Here is a 16,411-nt window from a genome sequence, read left to right as displayed (position 1 = left end):
ATTGTGACCAAGACGCGAAACCTCACGCATTTAGAACGACACCTCTAAACCGCCGCCAAGGCCTTGCGAATTTACGGGATAACCCTAAACTTCATCCCAATGCTGCAACGCAACATTTTCTGCAAACTGTCTTAACTTCTGGAGTAACCCCATGCTGAACGCCGAACAAATCATCGCCTCGAACAAAGCCAACTTGAACAATCTCTTTGGCTTGTCTAACCAAGCCTTCGCTGGCATGGAAAAATTGGTTGAACTCAACCTGACTGCTGCACGCGCTGCCTTGACTGAGTCTGCTGACCACGCCAAAGCTGTGTTGGCCGCCAAAGACCCACAAGAGTTCATCGCCTTGCAAACCAACTTTTTGCAGCCTTTGGCTGAAAAGTCTGCGGCTTACAGCCGTCACATCTATGACATCGCTTCGGGCACAACCACCGAGTTGAGCAAAGCCTTTGAAGGCAAAGCCGCTGAAAGCCAAGAAGCCGTCACCGCTTACATCGAAACAGCCTTGAAAAACGCACCTGCTGGCTCTGAGCAAGCTGTTGCCTTCTTCAAACAAGCTGTGAGCGCCAGCAACACCGCCGTGGAAACTGTGCAAAAAGCAGTCAAACAAGCCACCGACATCGCTGAAACTAACCTGCAAGCGGCCGCCGACACCGCTGTGAAAGCTACCAAAACTGCCGCTGCCAAAAAGCGTTAATTGGTTCCAGTTGTCTCCTCGGGTCTTTGGGTCACCTCGGGTACAAGGATCCCTTCAAGGGCTCATCGCAAGGTGAGTCCTTTTTTTGTGGTCCAAATTTTGATCAGCGCGGCACCAAAGCTGCACGCAATTTAGGCAAAGCCTGCAGCATCGCAGCGCGACCGGCTTCAATCGAACGACGTCGCGCACTGAAATCGGCGCTGCCCACTTGGTTCAAGGCGGGGCGCACCACCAAGTCGGCCTCTTTCAACTCAAACGCGTTGATGCTTTTGCCCATGATGGTGAAGGTTTGCATCAAGATTTGAAACATGTCGTCCGTTTTAGCGGCCTCTGGCGTGCTTGAAATGTCCACAGCTAATACATATTCAGCCCCCATTTGTCGCGCATAACGCACAGGCACGGGTGAGACCAAGCCACCATCTACAAACTCACGCGCGCCTATGCGAACGGGTTCAAACACCGAAGGCACGGAACTAGAAGCTCGAACCGCCGTACCCAAATCACCACGCTGAAACAACACCCCATCGCCGGTGCGCAAATCGGTGGCCACAATGCCCAGCGGCATTTTCAATTCTTCAATGCGTCGTCCTCCGGTCTGTTGATTGACGTAGCGGCTCAGCGCATCGCCGCGCATCATGCCGCGGCCCAGCAAAGGCACGGTCCAGTCGGTGATGGTGACCTCCTCCATGGTCTCCGCCACCCTTTGCAACTGCGCGCCGGTTTTGCCACTGGCATAAAACGCGGCCACCAAACTGCCGGCAGATGTGCCCACCACCAAGTCAGCCTTGATGCCGGCCTCTTCCAACACTTGCAGCACGCCGACATGCGCGAATCCGCGTGCTGCACCGCCACCCAATGCCAAGCCAAGACGAGGCACTTTTTTGACCACGGGCGCTTCCACAGCGTCCACAACGGCAGAAGGTGTTGCGGGCGGCGCGACGGGTTGCAGCACCGGCTTTTCAACCACAGGAGCCAGTCGACCGGGCGATTGACAAGCACTCAACACGGCGACACACACAACCAGCACCACACCGCGCCATGAACGACCGTACGAAGCAGCAAGAGAGGAAAGAGCTGACATTTTTAAATTCCTAGACCCATGCATATAAAAGCATCGATTGTCCTAGATCGCTTGCCACCCATACCGGCAATCGCGTCGTCTCATCCTCCATAATCCAAACGTTAAATTGACGTTTACGTAAACGTCAGCTATTTCAATCCACACACATCTACTGGAGAAGATCATGGAGATCAAAGGCAAAGTTTTCATCGTCACCGGCGGCGCATCAGGCTTGGGTGAAGGCACGGCGCGGGCGTTGGCCGCACAAGGCGGCATTGTGGTCATTGCCGATATGCAGGCAGACAAAGGCGAAGTCATTGCCCAAGAGATCGGTGGCGCTTTCGTCAAATGCGATGTGAGCAACGAAGCTGACGGCCAAGCCGTGGTCGCCAAAGCCGTGTCGCTGGGCAAATTGATGGGCTTGGTCAACTGCGCCGGCATTGCACCCGCCGAAAAAACCGTGGGCAAAAATGGGGCGCACAGCCTCAACACTTTCAGCAAAACCATCATGGTCAACCTGGTGGGCAGCTTCAACATGATCCGCTTGGCCTCCGAAGCCATGAGCCACAACGCCCCAGAAGCGACCGGCGAACGCGGCGTGATGATCTCAACTGCCTCGGTCGCAGCGTATGACGGTCAAATTGGCCAAGCCGCCTACAGCGCCTCCAAAGGCGGCGTGGTCGGCATGACCTTGCCCATTGCCCGCGACCTGGCCCGCAACGGCATTCGCAACATGACCATCGCCCCCGGCATCTTTGGCACGCCCATGATGTTTGGCATGCCCCAAGACGTGCAAGATGCACTCGCCGCCAGCGTGCCCTTCCCCTCACGCTTGGGCACACCGCAAGACTACGCCAAGCTCGCGCTGCATATTTTTGAAAACGATATGCTCAACGGCGAAGTGATTCGCTTAGATGGTGCGATTCGTTTGGCACCAAAATAAGCAGTGCTTCAAGGGAAAGGCGGAAGGGTCTGCCTAGAATCGACCCTCCACGCTTTTCCCCACCATGGCCATCCCCCAATCTTTCATCCAAGAGCTCCTCGCCCGCGTTGACGTGGTCGAGGTGGTGGGTCGCTATGTACAGCTGAAAAAGGGTGGCGCCAACTTCATGGGCTTGTGCCCCTTCCACGGCGAAAAGTCCCCCTCTTTCACGGTCAGCCCCGCCAAACAATTTTTCCACTGCTTTGGCTGTGGCAAAAACGGCAACGCCATAGGCTTCTTGATGGAGCACGCGGGCATGACCTTCGTGGAAGCCGTCAAAGACTTGGCCCAAAACGTGGGCTTGCAGGTGCCGGAAGAGGACATATCGCCCCAAGACCGCGAGCGCGCCGCACAACAACGCCAAAAGCAAGCCACCCTCACCGATGTGCTGGAAAAGGCAGGCGAGGCGTACCGCAAACACCTCAAGTCATCCCCAAAAGCCATTGAGTACCTCAAAGGCCGAGGCTTGAGTGGCGAAATTGCACGCCAATTCGGCCTGGGCTACGCCCCCGAAGGCTGGCGCAGTTTGGCCAGCGTGTTCCCCGACTACCAAGACCCCATGTTGGCCGAGAGCGGCTTGGTCATCGTCAACCAAGAAGACGGCCAAGACGAAAAACGCTACGACCGTTTCCGCGACCGCGTGATGTTCCCGATTCGCAACGTCAAGGGTGAATGCATTGGCTTTGGTGGGCGCGTGCTGTTTGAGGGCACGCCCAAGTACTTGAACTCCCCTGAAACGCCAGTGTTCAGCAAAGGCCGCGAGCTCTACGGTTTGTTCGAGGCCCGCAATGCCCTGCGCGATGTGGGCTACGTGCTGGTCACCGAGGGCTACATGGACGTGGTCGCGTTGGCACAGCTTGGTTTCCCCAATGCTGTAGCAACCTTGGGCACGGCTTGTACTGCCGACCATGTGCAAAAGCTGTTCCGCTTTACCGACAACGTGGTGTTCAGCTTCGACGGCGACAGCGCTGGACGGCGCGCGGCTCGCAAGGCCCTGGAAGGCGCCTTACCCTACGCCACCGATGTGCGCAGCGTGAAATTTTTGTTCTTGCCCGCCGAACATGACCCCGACAGCTACATCCGCGAATTTGGCAAAGAAGGTTTTGCCCATTGCGTGACCGAGGCCATGCCACTCAGCCGCTTTCTGATTGAAGTGGCCCGCGAAGGCTGCGATTTGAACTCAGCCGAAGGCCGTGCGCACATGGCCAGCAACGCCAAACCCATGTGGATGGCCTTGCCCGACGGTGCCCTCAAGCGCCAACTGCTGACTGAAGTCGCCAACTTAGCAGACTTAGGTAATCACGAGTTGCAAGACCTGTGGATCCCTCAAGCACCTGCACCAGCCAAAACGGCAGGACGATCGGGCGAATACAAAAAATCATCCAACTTCAAACCGCGGGAACGGGCACAAAGTTTCGGCCCACGCCGCACCCGCCACATGCCTCAAGGACGCGCAGACCATGCCGCCCGCGTGTTGTTGTCCGACATGTCGATTTGGGAACAACTCTCCACCGAAGACCACAACCTCTTGTGCGACTTGGCTGCACCGCATGGCCCCTTGTTTGTATGGTTGGACCAACAGCACCACGAACACGGCAACCAAGCTTGGGGCGTCTTGCGTGAAGCCCTGCGTGGCGAGGAGAGCGAAGACTTGGCCCTGCGCGTGATGGCCTCCGCCTTCACACCCATCCTTGACGACGACGGCAACCCGCGCCCAGATGACGCCACACCTGAAGCTTTGGCGCTCGAGGCACGCGCCGAGCTACGCGGGATGCTCAACCGCATGTTGATCGAAAGCATCAAGATGCAAGAGACCGAAGCCATCGAATCGGCCAAAGAGGACCCCACTGCTTTACAGCGCTACCGAGCACTGCAAACGCGTCGTCGCCAGCTTGAATCGGTCAACCCCAACACTGCAGAAGCCTAACTGAGACGGGCTTTTTCATAAGTCCAGCATTGAAGTTTTGGTATAATCCAAAACTTAGCAAGTGCGACAGCAGCACCTCCGAGCCCGGCTAACCGTGACACAAGCGCACGACTCGCCAATTTATCGCAAGGACTGCATTCCAAATGTTCGCCCTCACACGCTTGCTTTTGAGGCCCAACCTCCCCCCTCGTTTCCCTCCGCGTCGCATTTGTGGCGCTGCGTATTGATTGCTCTTTTGTGATCTCTTTTTTGTGATTTCTTTTTTGTTGTCTAGGAGTTTTCATGCCCGTCGACCCAAAGTCCAAGAAGCCTACAGCCAAGCCAAATACAAAGCTCCCCACAAAGACGGCCAAATCGGCAGCGCCTGTCGCTGCCAAGACTGCCAAGAAAGCTTCTTCCGTGCCCGCATCCAAAACACCCAAGTCCGCTGACGCCAAGCCCGTCGTCCGCCTCATTCCAAAAAAGCCTGCTGCCGTTGAAGCACACGCCCCCAAGGTAGAAAAAGCCAAACCAGCGGCAAAGGCCAAAGCCAAGCCCAAAGCAAAAGCCAAAAAAGCATCTGAAGATGACGAAGACTTAAGCGACATCGAAGCCGACTTGGTGGGTGAAGAGCCAGTTGCGACCGAAGCGACGGCTGAAAAAGTCAAACCCCTTCGCATGAAAATCAGCAAGGCCAAAGAACGTGCCTTGATGAAAGAATTTGGTCTGGACGAGACCGTGCTGTCTGAAGAAGACATGCAAAAACGCCGCTCGCGCTTGAAAACCCTGATCAAACTGGGCAAGACTCGCGGCTACCTGACACACGGCGAAATCTCGGACCACTTGCCCGACAAGTTGGTCGATGCCGAGACCTTGGAAGTCGTGATCACCATGTTGAACGACATGGGCGTAGCCGTCTACGAGCACACCCCTGACGCAGAAACTCTGCTGCTCAACAACAACACCCCCACAGCCGCGACCGAAGAAGAAGCCGAAGAAGAAGCCGAAGCCGCCTTGTCCACTGTGGACAGCGAATTTGGCCGCACCACCGACCCCGTGCGCATGTACATGCGCGAAATGGGCACGGTTGAGTTGCTAACGCGCGAAGGCGAAATTGAGATTGCCAAGCGCATCGAAGGCGGCTTGATGGACATGATGGCTGCGATCAGCGGCTCGCCTGCCACCATCGCGGCCATCTTGGCCATGGGCGAAGAGATTCGCAGCGGCAAGGTCGTGATTTCCACCATCGTGGACGGTTTCAGCAACCTCAACGAAGCCGATGACTACGTGGCCGAAGAAGACTTCGACGAGTTCGACGAAGAAGACGACGACGATGGCAACGGCGGCTCCAAAGCACTGACTAAAAAGCTGGAAGAGTTGAAGAACCAAGCCTTGGAACGTTTCGACCGCATGACGGTCTTGTTCGACAAACTGCGCAAGACCTACGACAAAGAAGGCTACGGCACCCCTGCCTACGTTAAAGCGCAAACAGCCTTGACCGTGGAACTGATGAACATCCGTTTCACTGCCAAAACCATTGAGAAATTGTGTGAATCGGTACGTGGCCAAGTCGATGAAGTGCGTAAAAAAGAGCGCGAACTGCGCCGCATCATCGTGGACAAGTGCGGCATGCCTCAAGCCACCTTCATCAAAGACTTCCCACCGAACTTGCTCAACCTGAAGTGGGTCGAAAAGCAAGCTGCTGCCGGTAAGCCTTGGTCCACCACCATGGGCCGTTTCATTCCACCTGTGCAAGACTTGCAGCAAAAGTTGATGAACTTGCAAGCCACTGTGGTGGTGCCTTTGGAGCAACTCAAAGACATCAACAAGCGCATGAACGCGGGTGAACGCAACTCGCGCAACGCCAAGAAAGAAATGATCGAAGCCAACTTGCGCTTGGTCATTTCGATTGCCAAGAAATACACCAACCGTGGCCTGCAATTCTTGGACTTGATCCAAGAAGGCAACATCGGTTTGATGAAGGCCGTGGACAAGTTTGAATACCGTCGTGGCTACAAGTTCTCGACTTACGCCACTTGGTGGATTCGCCAGGCCATCACGCGTTCGATTGCCGATCAAGCCCGCACCATCCGTATTCCGGTACACATGATCGAAACGATCAACAAGATGAACCGCATCAGCCGTCAACACTTGCAAGAGTTTGGTTTCGAGCCTGATGCCAGCGTCTTGGCCGAGAAAATGGAAATTCCAGAAGACAAGATCCGCAAGATCATGAAGATCGCCAAAGAGCCGATCTCCATGGAAACACCGATCGGCGACGACGACGACAGCCATTTGGGCGACTTCATCGAAGACGGCGTGAACACGGCGCCTATCGAAGCTGCCATGCAAGCGGGCTTGCGCGATGTGGTGAAAGACATCTTGGATGGCCTCACCCCACGCGAAGCCAAAGTGCTGCGCATGCGCTTTGGCATCGAGATGACCAGCGACCACACCTTAGAAGAAGTGGGCAAACAGTTTGACGTCACGCGCGAGCGTATCCGTCAAATCGAAGCCAAAGCCTTGCGCAAGTTGAAGCACCCCAGCCGCAGCGATAAACTGCGTAGCTTCATCGACACGATTTAATCGACTTCGACCTGCCCTGTTTTTGGCAGGGCCGCAAAAAACCCCGCCAGCAAACTTTGCTGGCGGGGTTTTTTTGGAGCTAGCTTTTTAAAACGTATCAAACTTAGGCAAACTCTTCGGTATCCACCTCAGAAGCACTGACCGCGTTGTAGCGGGCACCCTTGACGGTCTGCGGGTTGATGAGCGCGTCCAACTGCTGCATCTGAGCAGCCGACAACACCACATCAGCCGCAGCCATGTTGTCTTCTAGGTGGCGAATGTTTTGTGTGCCGGGAATCGGGATGAGCTTGCTGTCTTTGTGCAGCAACCATGCCAAGGCCAGTTGCGCCGGCGAACAACCCGCTTCGCGTGCAATCGCTAGATAGCCCTCGAGCAAGGGCAAGTTGGATGCATAAGTGTCGGCTGCAAAGCGTGGCATGAACCGACGGATGTCATTGGCTGCCAAGGTAGCCACATCGCGCAAATCGCCACACAAGAAACCACGCGCCACGGGGCTGAAGGCCACAAAGGTCGTGCCCAGCTCTTCGCAGGCTTTGAGCACCGCAATTTCGGGGTTGCGTGTCCACAACGAGTACTCGGTTTGCACGGCCGCGATGGGATGCACGGCATGGGCTTTGCGTAGCGTGTTAGCCGACACTTCGCTCAAACCAATCTCACGCACTTTGCCCGCGCGCACGAGGTCGCTCATCGCACCCACGCTTTCTTCGATGGGCACTTGTTTGTCCCAGCGGTGCAGGTAATACAGGTCGATCACATCGGTGCCCAAACGGGCCAAGCTGTCTTCGCAGTTTTGGCGAATGGCTTCGGGACGGCCATTGATCACACGCTTCACACCATCGGGGAATGACACACCCGCCATGCCACCTTTGCTACACAAGGTGATTTCGCTGCGGTGCGCTTTGAGCGCTTTGCCCACCAACAACTCGTTGGTGCCAAAGCCGTACAAGGCGGCCGTGTCAAACATCGTCACGCCGAGGTCTAAGGCGCGGTGAATGAGGGCCTCGCCCACTCCAGATGCAGGCGGTGCGCCATAGGCGTGGCTGAGGTTCATGCAGCCTAGGCCAATAGCTGAAACGGTGTAGGGGCCGAGTTGACGTTGTTTCATGGGCGTGAGTGTTTAGGTGAACGGGTCCAAGCCGGCAATGGCGCAGAGCGGTGCAGCACATTGTCGTGCAACCATGTGGCGCTCTTGCGTGCGCGCTCGGCCACGGTGGCCAGGGGCAATTGTTGGTAATCGTCGTTGAAGACTTCAAAGCTGTAGTCGCCTCGATAGCCAATGCGGTCTAGGCGCAGCACCAAGTCGGCCAAGGCTTCGCTGTGCACGCCCTCCCCTGGGAACACACGGAAGGTGCGTGCGGTGGTCATGCGGTCTTCAAAGGTGGGGGTTTCGTGCCACATGAAGTCCGACAGTTGCACCAAGAAAATCTTGTCGGGATCGAGGTCTTCAATCCCGTCCAGCGGCGTGTTGGCGGCAAAGATATGGAAGGAGTCAATGCCAATGCCGAGATTCGGACAATCGGCGCGGCACACCACATCCCAAGCTGTGGTGAACTCGTTGACCGTGCGGCCCCAGGACAAACCCTCAAAAGCCACCTTGATACCTAAGGGCAAAGCCATCATGGCGAGCTTCTTCAAATCGCGGGCAATGTGGTCGAGGTCATCGGTCGCGTGGCGTGAGGTGGACGAGCAAGCCAACAGAACTTTGCTGCCCGTGGCCGCGCACATCTCCAACATCGATTTGGCGATGTCGACTTTGTAGCCGTGCAAGTGGCCCGACAAACCTTCAAAGTCGCGCAACACTTGAAAGCCCGTGGGGCGCAAGCCGCTGGCCTGCACTGCTGCCACCGCAGCCGGCACACCGCCGGGGTGGGTGACCAAGTCACGCGCCATGAGCATGACTTGCGAAAAGCCTGCGTCTTTCATCGCCGACAGCTTGGCTTCTAAAGAGCCCGCCATCGTGATGGTGTCCATCCCGAAACCATCGAGCAAGTTCATGGCATGCCCTTTCATTGGTCTTTGTGAACCAACTCAAACGACACCGAGCCCAAGGCGCTGCGGGTGAGCGCACCACGGTCTTCGGGGTGCAACTGGGTGGACTCGACAAACTCTACGCCACGGGCTTTGAGTGCAGCCACTGCTGCGCCCACATCGACCGCACCCAAACCAATGCGTTGCAGGCATTCGGGCGACTCGTCGGTGTCCATCCAAGGATCGGGCTCGATGAGTTGCCACAAGAAGTTGCCACATGGGCTCTTCATCAACTTACCTTTGGGCAAGATGCCAAAGCGCTGGTCATCAGGCACAAAGCTGAAATCAAACATGTGTTCAAAGTAAGCCAACCAGTCAGCACTGCGGCCTGCACCGATGTACTGCACCACGCCAAAGTAGCTCATGCCAGCCGTCGCTTCTGGGTGTGGGTCAACGGTAGGAATGGGTTTGAAGTCGATGTCGTAAATCGAGAACTCTTGCCAACGGTCCACAAAGTAAAAGCGGCTGCCGCCCGGGCCATGGATGGCGGGAATGTGCAGCTCCATCGCTTGCGCTTGGCTGCTGACGTTCCATGCGCCCAGTTCCATGCAGCGGGTGTGTGCTTGCAGTGCATCGCGCACGCGGAAGGCCACCGCAGAAATCACAGGCTGGCCATCGGTGGTGGCGCTCACGCGGGCGTCATCGGGGCTGGCGTTGACGACCAAATTCATACCGCCTTGGCGGTACAACGTGACCTCACGCGAACGGTGGCGAGCCACGGGGCGAAAGCCCATGTTCTCTAACACTTGGCCCAGCGCTTGGGGGCGGCTGGTGGCGTATTCAATGAACTCGATGCCGTCCAAGCCCAAACGGTTGGGGCTCTCGGGCACGGACTCGCGCTGTGAATCACGGTGAGTGGATGGCAAGGTCATCGAATACTCCTAGAAAAATTACCGGCTCGAAATCAATAACTCAACTGCGCCACATCGCGCAGCACGTCGGCGGTGGTGGTGGGCAAGCCAAAGTATTCCAAGTAGGCGGGGATTTGTTCAAACAACATGTCTGAGCCTACCTGCACGCGACAGCCACGGTTTTTGGCGGCTTGCAAGAACGCGGTCATTTCGGTTTTCATCACCACCTCGCCCACAAAGGCGTCGGGCGAAATGCGCGACACATCCATCGGCAAGGCATCGCCTTCGTTCATGCCCATGGGCGTGGCGTTGACCACCAAGTCGTGATCCGCTGGGTCGTTTGAGCCCATACGCACATCGATGTGCGGGTAGTTTTGTTTCAGGCGTTGGCCCAAGGCCTCGGCAGAAGCGGTGTTCACATCAAACAAGCTGATGGCTGCAATACCAGCGCCTGCGAGCGACGCCGCAATGGCGCAACCTACCCCGCCTGAGCCCACTACCAACACGCGTTTGCCCGTCAGATCAAAACCCTTGCGTTGCACACCGCGCACAAAGCCTGCACCGTCAAACATATCGCCGACCAAACGACCATCGGGCAGTTTTTTCACAGCGTTGCAAGCACCGGCCACGCGCACGGTGGCGGTCACTTCGTCGAGCAAACCCACGGTCACCACCTTGTGCGGCATGGTGATGAGTGCACCACAAATGTTGGTGAGACTGAATACTGACTTCAAGAACACGGGATAGGCAGGCGTTTGGCAGCCCATGGGCACCACCACCGCATTGATGCCCGCACTGGAAAAGTACGGGTTGTAAATCATGGGTGACTTGAAGGAATGCGTGGGATAACCGATGTGCGCAATCAGTTGCGTGTTGCCGTTGATAGAGATACCGTGCTTGCTCATGGTGGATTAAGCAGATTGAACAGCAGACACAGCGGCACGCAAGGCCAACAAATAACTGTCTGCACCAAAGCCACAAATTTGGCCTTTCACAATTTCAGCGAACACGGACTTGTGACGGAATTCTTCACGCGCATGAATGTTCGACATGTGCAACTCGACCACAGGGCAAGTCAACACCGCCAAAGCATCACGGATGGCGTAGCTGTAATGGGTCCAAGCACCGGCGTTGATCAGCACGGCGTCGACGTTGTCAAAGTAGCCTTGATGAATGCGCTCGCACATGTCACCTTCTTGGTTGGTCTGATAGCACTCGACATCAGCCCCCAACTCTTTGCCCAGTTTGTGCAAATTGGCATTGATCTCATCGAGTGTGATGGTGCCGTATTGCTTGGGGTCGCGTTTGCCGAACATGTTGTGGTTCACACCGTGCAGCATCAAAACTTTCATATCACCCTTTGACAGTTGTGTTTCTTCAAAAAAATGCTTCGCCACACATGCAGCGAAGCATTGCTCACGAATTACTTGGCTTTCTTCACAGGTGCGGAACGCACCTGCTCGATTTCACCCTGCAACTCTTTGACCAAGTCTTGACCCACGATGACGCCATATTTGGCAGTCACAGGACGCATCTTGTCGCGCAAGATCGACATTTCAGGCTCAGACAATTGGGTCACTTGCATGCCATTCTTCTTGAGGTTAGCGAGCAGGCCCGCTTCCAAGTTACGTGAAGTTTCACGCTGGAATTTGGCGGACTCCAACGCAGCGTTCGTCACCACTTTCTTCTCATCTGCGCTCAAGGTTTCCCAGAACTTCTTGCTGATGACCACCGACTGAGGGTTGTACTGGTGTGCGGTCAGCACCATGTGCTTTTGCACTTCATACAACTTGGCGCTGTTGATGGTGGGAATGGGGTTTTCTTGACCGTCCACAGCACCTTGCTCCAGTGCGGCATACAACTCTGGGAAAGGCAACGGGGTGGGGTTAGCACCCAAAGCCTTCACCCAATCGACGTTGATGGGGTTAGGAATGACGCGCAGCTTCAAGCCTTCGATCTCAGAGACTTTATTGATGGCGCGCTTGCCATTGGTGATGTGACGAAAGCCCAGTTCGTAATAAGCCAAACCCACCAAACCTTTGTCTTCCAACTTGGCATGCATCTTCTTGCCAAAGGGACCGTCCACAACTGCGTCGGCTTCTTTGGTGGTCGCAAACATGAAGGGGAAATCAAACACGCCAAATTCTTTGACTTGGCTGGCGAAGATGCCTGAGTTCATCGACGCCATCTCCAACGAACCACCTTGAATGGCCGACACGTTGGCTTGGTCGCTGCCCAAAGTGCCGCCTGGGAACAGGTTGACTTTGAGTTTGCCGCCCGAGTTTTTCTCGACGATCTCTTTGAATTTCTCCATACCTTGGACGATGGGGTGACCCGCATTGTTCTGGTTGGCGAACTTGATGGTTTTCACTTGTGCCGAGGCGATGCCCATAGCCGCCATGGCCACCGTCGCGATCACCGTCTTGATAAATACACGTTTCATGTCAGTGTCTCCTAAAAAACTTTGCGGTCGTACGCCCAATGAAGGTTTCACGGTCTGGCGTACCCGGACAGACCATGAAAAAGAAAAATCAATACAGCAAGCGGGCAGGCACCATCACGATGGCTGGAAAGAGCACCATCAAGAACATGACGATGAACTGCACCGCCATGAAAGGCAGCACGCCGCGCGTCACGTCATCCATGCGCATACGGCCGACACCCGCCACCACGTTAAGCACGGTACCCACGGGCGGTGTGATCAAACCAATTGAGTTGTTGATGATGAACATCACGCCGAAATAAACCGGATCAATGCCAGCGGCTTTGACGATCGGCATCAACACCGGCGTCAAAATCAAAATGGTGGGCGTCATGTCCATCGCCGTACCCACGACCATGCACAAAATCATGATGGCAGCCATCAAGAGCTTGGGGTTATCGAGCAAAGGTTGCAGCAAAGTCACCACTTGGGCGGGCAAATTGGCCACGGTGATCAACCAAGCCGACACCATGGCAGCGGCCACCAAGAACATGATGACCGACGTGGTTTTGGCCGCTGTGCGAAACACGTCAAACAACTGTTGCCACGTGAGTTCGCGGTAAATCACACCCGCCACAAACAACGCATACACCGCAGCCACCACAGCAGCCTCAGTAGGTGTGAACACGCCCATGCGCAAGCCCACCAAAATGATCAGAGGCAACATCAAAGCCCAACCCGCGCTGCGCATGGCGGCGAACACTTCGGCACTGGTTTTGCGTGCAGGCGGTGTCAAGTCTTCTTTGCGTGTGCACCACCACCAAGTCGCCCACAAACCGGCGGCCAACACGATGCCAGGAAAAATACCCGCCAAAAACAACTTGCTGATCGACACGTTGGCAGCCACACCAAAGATCACAAAACCAATCGAGGGCGGGATGATGGGGCCAATCACACCGCAAGCGGCAATCAAACCACCGCTGCGTGCTTTGTCGTGGCCGGCTTTGACCATCATGGGCAACAGCAAGGCAGTCAGCGCCGCCGCATCGGCCACCGCAGAGCCAGACAAGGCCGACAACAAACAAGCGGCCACGATGGTCACATAGCCCAAGCCACCTCGGATGTGGCCCACCAAGGCCATGGCAAAGTCAACGATACGACGTGACAGGCCACCGGTGTTCATCACCTCCCCCGCCAACATGAAGAATGGCACAGCCAACAGAGGGAAGCTGTTGGAGCCTTCGATCACGTTTTGCGCCAAGATTTGCGCATCAAACATGTCCATGTGCCACATCAACGCAGAGCCACACAGCAACAAAGAAAAAGCAATGGGTACACCCAGCGCCATGGCGGCCAGCAAGGAGCCCAAAAATACAGCGATCGTCATGATGAAATTCCTTGGGCTTTACTTAAGAGGTGCGGGCGTGTCGATGGGTTCTTCTTCAGACTCGCGAACTCCAATCAGCTCACTGTCAGCCAACTCCCCGCGCATCAAGCGCAACAAGTGATCCACCAAAATCAAAGCGCCTGAAACAGCCAGGACCATGCCGCAGGCATAAAAGATGCCCATCGAAGCTTCCATCACTGCGCTGGTCGAATCCCAATTGATGATGGTTTGGTCGTATGAGCCTTTGAACAGCAACCAGCAAATGAACAACATCAACAAGTGGCCAACCACAAAGAAGTATTTTTGCCAACGCAAAGACAACCGAGACACCAAAGTGTCCGAGCCCAAATGTGCCCCTTCTTTCATCGCCACGATGGCGCCCAAGAAGGTGACCCACACAAACAACCAACGAGACAACTCTTCAGACAAAGTGATGCCCGAATTAAAGGCATAACGCATCACCACGTTGCCAAATACCAAAACCACCATCAGGGCCAGCGCAATAGCCATGAGGATTTCAAGTAGCCGACAGTAACGGTCTAGCAAACGGTGAAGCATTGGAAGAATCCTTGGAAAATTTGAAGCAGAACAAAATGTACAAAACAGTTAGTTTGTGATAAATAAGTGTAAACCCGCATATCGACACGACATAACTAACTATCTGCTATGGCGAATTTGAATAACTGACAAACCGCAACACCATGTCCACCACACTTTGACGGCGTGCGGCCAAAGCCTCGGCTGTTTGGCCATCACGTTTGAAGATCAAATCAAAGGTGTAGCGGTTAGACACGTTGAAAAACGTGAGCGCCGAAATGGACGCATGGATGTCGATGGGGTCCAACCCCTTGCGAAACACCCCCTCCTTCACACCGCGTTTGTACAAAGCCTCGATGGAATGAATGGCAGACACATTGAGCTCTTGAATCAAGGTGCTTTGTGCCAAAAAATTACCACGTTGAATGTTCTCTGACATCACCAACCGAATGAAGTCTTGGTTGCTGTGATGGTGGTCAAAGGTAAAGCCCACCAAAGCCTTCAATGCCTCCTCAGGCGACAAGTCAGACAAGTGCAACTCAGCCTCGGTCGCACGAATACGGCGATAAGCATCCTCTAGCACGGCGAGGTACAAGCCTTCTTTGCTGCCGTAGTAGTAATAGATCATGCGCTTGCTGGTGTGCGTGGCGTCGGCGATAGCGTCAATGCGCCCGCCCGCCAAACCCTTAGAAGCAAACTCTGCCGTGGCCACAGCAATGATGCCCGCCATCGTCCGCTCGGGGTCGTTGGTGCGTTTGGGCGCCTTGCGTTCGGAATGTACCGTTTCGTTCATTCCAGAAGTATAAAACGCAAGACACTGTGGCGTCACCCCATAACAACCCTAGCAACACGCCACACGTTTGAGATCTAAAAAAATGACACAACCCACACAACAAACCCTGCGCCTAGGCATCTTAGGCTGCGCCAACATCGCCAAACAATTTGCACGCGATGTCGCAGGTACCCCACAAGTTGCCATTCATGCTGTCGCGAGCCGAGACTTGGCGAAAGCTCAAGCTTTTGCACAGCAGTTTCAAATAGCTCGCGCACATGGCAGCTACGACGCATTGCTGGCGGATAACGCGCTCGACGCTGTCTACGTTCCTTTGCCCAACAGCCTACACGCCGAGTGGGCCATACGCGCCATGCAAGCTGGCAAACATGTGCTGTGCGAAAAACCTTTGGCGCTCAACTTGAGCGAAGTGACGCGAATGTATGAAGTAGCGCGTCAACATGGCGTGATGCTGCTGGAGTCTTACCCCTACTGGTTCCAACCGCAAACCCGCGACATGCTGGCGTGCTTGAGCCTTGACAAGATCGGCGAAGTCCGCAGCATGCAAGCCAGCTTTGGCTTCTCGGTAGGTAACCCCGACACCAACATCCGCATGAAACCCGACCTCGGTGGTGGCGCATTACTGGACGCGGGCAGCTATCCCATCAGCTTGATTCGTTTGGTCATGGGCTGCGCGCCTGAGCGTGTGGTGGCCCATGCCACTTGGGCGTCCACAGGGGTAGACATCAGCATGATGGCCACTTTGTTTTACGCAGATGGGCGTCGCGCCCAAATGTCATGCGCCATGGACACAGCCAACCACCGCCGCGCCACCATCGTGGGCTCGCACGGCACGGTTGAGACCGAATACCTCAACCACACCAGCAACTCGCACACGCACGCTTGGGGCTACTTGCCCAGCCAGCTGCGCGTTCGCCAAGGGATCGCCAACAGCATTGCGTTTGAAGAAGTTCATTCAGCGACCGGCAGTGGCTTTCAATTTGCAGCCGAGGCCTTTGCACAGGTGGTGCGTGAAGGAGACATAACCGCCATTGAACGTGCTGCTTCAGCCAGCCACGACATCGCAGCCACACTCGATGCCATTCAAGAAAGTGCCAAGAAGGGGCAGCTCGTGACCCTGCGCCAGTAGCACCAGGTCAGTCGTATTTCGACAATAGGATCT

General features: G+C 55.5%; 15 protein-coding genes. 5 read left to right on the top strand and 10 right to left on the bottom strand.

Going from position 1 to position 16,411, the window contains the following annotated elements; all coding sequences use genetic code 11:
* The first annotated feature begins 151 nt into the window (after positions 1–151).
* The gene (locus B9Z42_RS03610) at positions 152–697 is read left to right on the top strand and encodes a phasin family protein (protein WP_100131985.1); all 546 of its coding nucleotides are present in this window, start codon (positions 152–154) and stop codon (positions 695–697) included.
* A gap of 103 nt (positions 698–800) precedes the next feature.
* Here the strand turns inward: B9Z42_RS03610 and B9Z42_RS03605 are convergent, their stop codons facing one another.
* On the bottom strand, positions 801–1,778 hold the full coding sequence (locus B9Z42_RS03605) for a patatin-like phospholipase family protein (protein ID WP_199171970.1): 978 nt from the start codon (positions 1,776–1,778) through the stop codon (positions 801–803).
* 163 nt (positions 1,779–1,941) lie between these two features.
* Here B9Z42_RS03605 and B9Z42_RS03600 point away from each other — a divergent pair, with 163 nt between their 5' ends.
* The 3 genes from B9Z42_RS03600 to rpoD all read left to right on the top strand — a co-directional run bounded on the left by B9Z42_RS03600 (position 1,942) and on the right by rpoD (position 7,231).
* The gene (locus B9Z42_RS03600; RefSeq protein WP_100131983.1) at positions 1,942–2,700 is read left to right on the top strand and encodes a 3-hydroxyacyl-CoA dehydrogenase; all 759 of its coding nucleotides are present in this window, start codon (positions 1,942–1,944) and stop codon (positions 2,698–2,700) included.
* A 64-nt stretch (positions 2,701–2,764) separates the two neighbouring features.
* Entirely contained in the window at positions 2,765–4,666 is a 1,902-nt protein-coding gene (gene dnaG / locus B9Z42_RS03595) for a DNA primase (RefSeq protein ID WP_100131982.1), read from the top strand.
* A gap of 282 nt (positions 4,667–4,948) precedes the next feature.
* Entirely contained in the window at positions 4,949–7,231 is a 2,283-nt protein-coding gene (rpoD, locus tag B9Z42_RS03590; protein ID WP_100131981.1) for an RNA polymerase sigma factor RpoD, read from the top strand.
* 103 nt (positions 7,232–7,334) lie between these two features.
* Here rpoD and B9Z42_RS03585 read toward each other — a convergent pair whose 3' ends face one another.
* From B9Z42_RS03585 to B9Z42_RS03545, 9 genes are all read right to left on the bottom strand, one after another.
* Positions 7,335–8,336, bottom strand: a complete 1,002-nt coding sequence (locus tag B9Z42_RS03585; protein WP_100131980.1) for an aldo/keto reductase — start codon at positions 8,334–8,336, stop codon at positions 7,335–7,337.
* Positions 8,333–9,226: a sugar phosphate isomerase/epimerase gene (locus B9Z42_RS03580; protein ID WP_100132272.1), complete on the bottom strand. Its 894-nt coding sequence runs from the start codon at positions 9,224–9,226 to the stop codon at positions 8,333–8,335. The genes B9Z42_RS03585 and B9Z42_RS03580 overlap by 4 nt, the downstream gene beginning before the upstream one ends.
* Before the next feature lie 11 nt (positions 9,227–9,237).
* Complete coding sequence (locus tag B9Z42_RS03575) at positions 9,238–10,131, bottom strand: 4-hydroxyphenylpyruvate dioxygenase (protein ID WP_100131979.1); 894 nt, start codon at positions 10,129–10,131, stop codon at positions 9,238–9,240.
* 32 nt (positions 10,132–10,163) lie between these two features.
* Positions 10,164–11,015, bottom strand: coding sequence for a shikimate dehydrogenase (locus B9Z42_RS03570; protein WP_100131978.1), 852 nt, complete (start codon positions 11,013–11,015; stop codon positions 10,164–10,166).
* A 6-nt stretch (positions 11,016–11,021) separates the two neighbouring features.
* On the bottom strand, positions 11,022–11,462 hold the full coding sequence (gene aroQ, locus B9Z42_RS03565) for a type II 3-dehydroquinate dehydratase (RefSeq protein WP_100131977.1): 441 nt from the start codon (positions 11,460–11,462) through the stop codon (positions 11,022–11,024).
* A gap of 71 nt (positions 11,463–11,533) precedes the next feature.
* Positions 11,534–12,553 carry a TRAP transporter substrate-binding protein gene (locus B9Z42_RS03560; RefSeq protein WP_100131976.1) on the bottom strand — a complete coding sequence of 340 codons (1,020 nt, stop codon included), beginning with the start codon at positions 12,551–12,553 and terminating at the stop codon, positions 11,534–11,536.
* 88 nt (positions 12,554–12,641) lie between these two features.
* Positions 12,642–13,919 carry a TRAP transporter large permease subunit gene (locus B9Z42_RS03555; protein WP_100131975.1) on the bottom strand — a complete coding sequence of 426 codons (1,278 nt, stop codon included), beginning with the start codon at positions 13,917–13,919 and terminating at the stop codon, positions 12,642–12,644.
* An 18-nt stretch (positions 13,920–13,937) separates the two neighbouring features.
* Positions 13,938–14,429, bottom strand: a complete 492-nt coding sequence (locus B9Z42_RS03550; protein ID WP_233203512.1) for a TRAP transporter small permease — start codon at positions 14,427–14,429, stop codon at positions 13,938–13,940.
* A 154-nt stretch (positions 14,430–14,583) separates the two neighbouring features.
* On the bottom strand, positions 14,584–15,249 hold the full coding sequence (locus tag B9Z42_RS03545; RefSeq protein WP_100131973.1) for a TetR/AcrR family transcriptional regulator: 666 nt from the start codon (positions 15,247–15,249) through the stop codon (positions 14,584–14,586).
* An 82-nt stretch (positions 15,250–15,331) separates the two neighbouring features.
* Here B9Z42_RS03545 and B9Z42_RS03540 point away from each other — a divergent pair, with 82 nt between their 5' ends.
* Positions 15,332–16,378, top strand: a complete 1,047-nt coding sequence (locus B9Z42_RS03540; RefSeq protein ID WP_100131972.1) for a Gfo/Idh/MocA family protein — start codon at positions 15,332–15,334, stop codon at positions 16,376–16,378.
* Positions 16,379–16,411 lie beyond the last annotated feature (33 nt).

It is taken from the genome of Limnohabitans sp. B9-3 (genome assembly GCF_002778325.1).
Classification (GTDB): Bacteria; Pseudomonadota; Gammaproteobacteria; order Burkholderiales; family Burkholderiaceae_C; genus Limnohabitans; species Limnohabitans kasalickyi.
The sequence above is the reverse complement of the archived record's forward strand: the minus strand, read 5'-3'. Positions and strand labels throughout refer to the sequence as shown.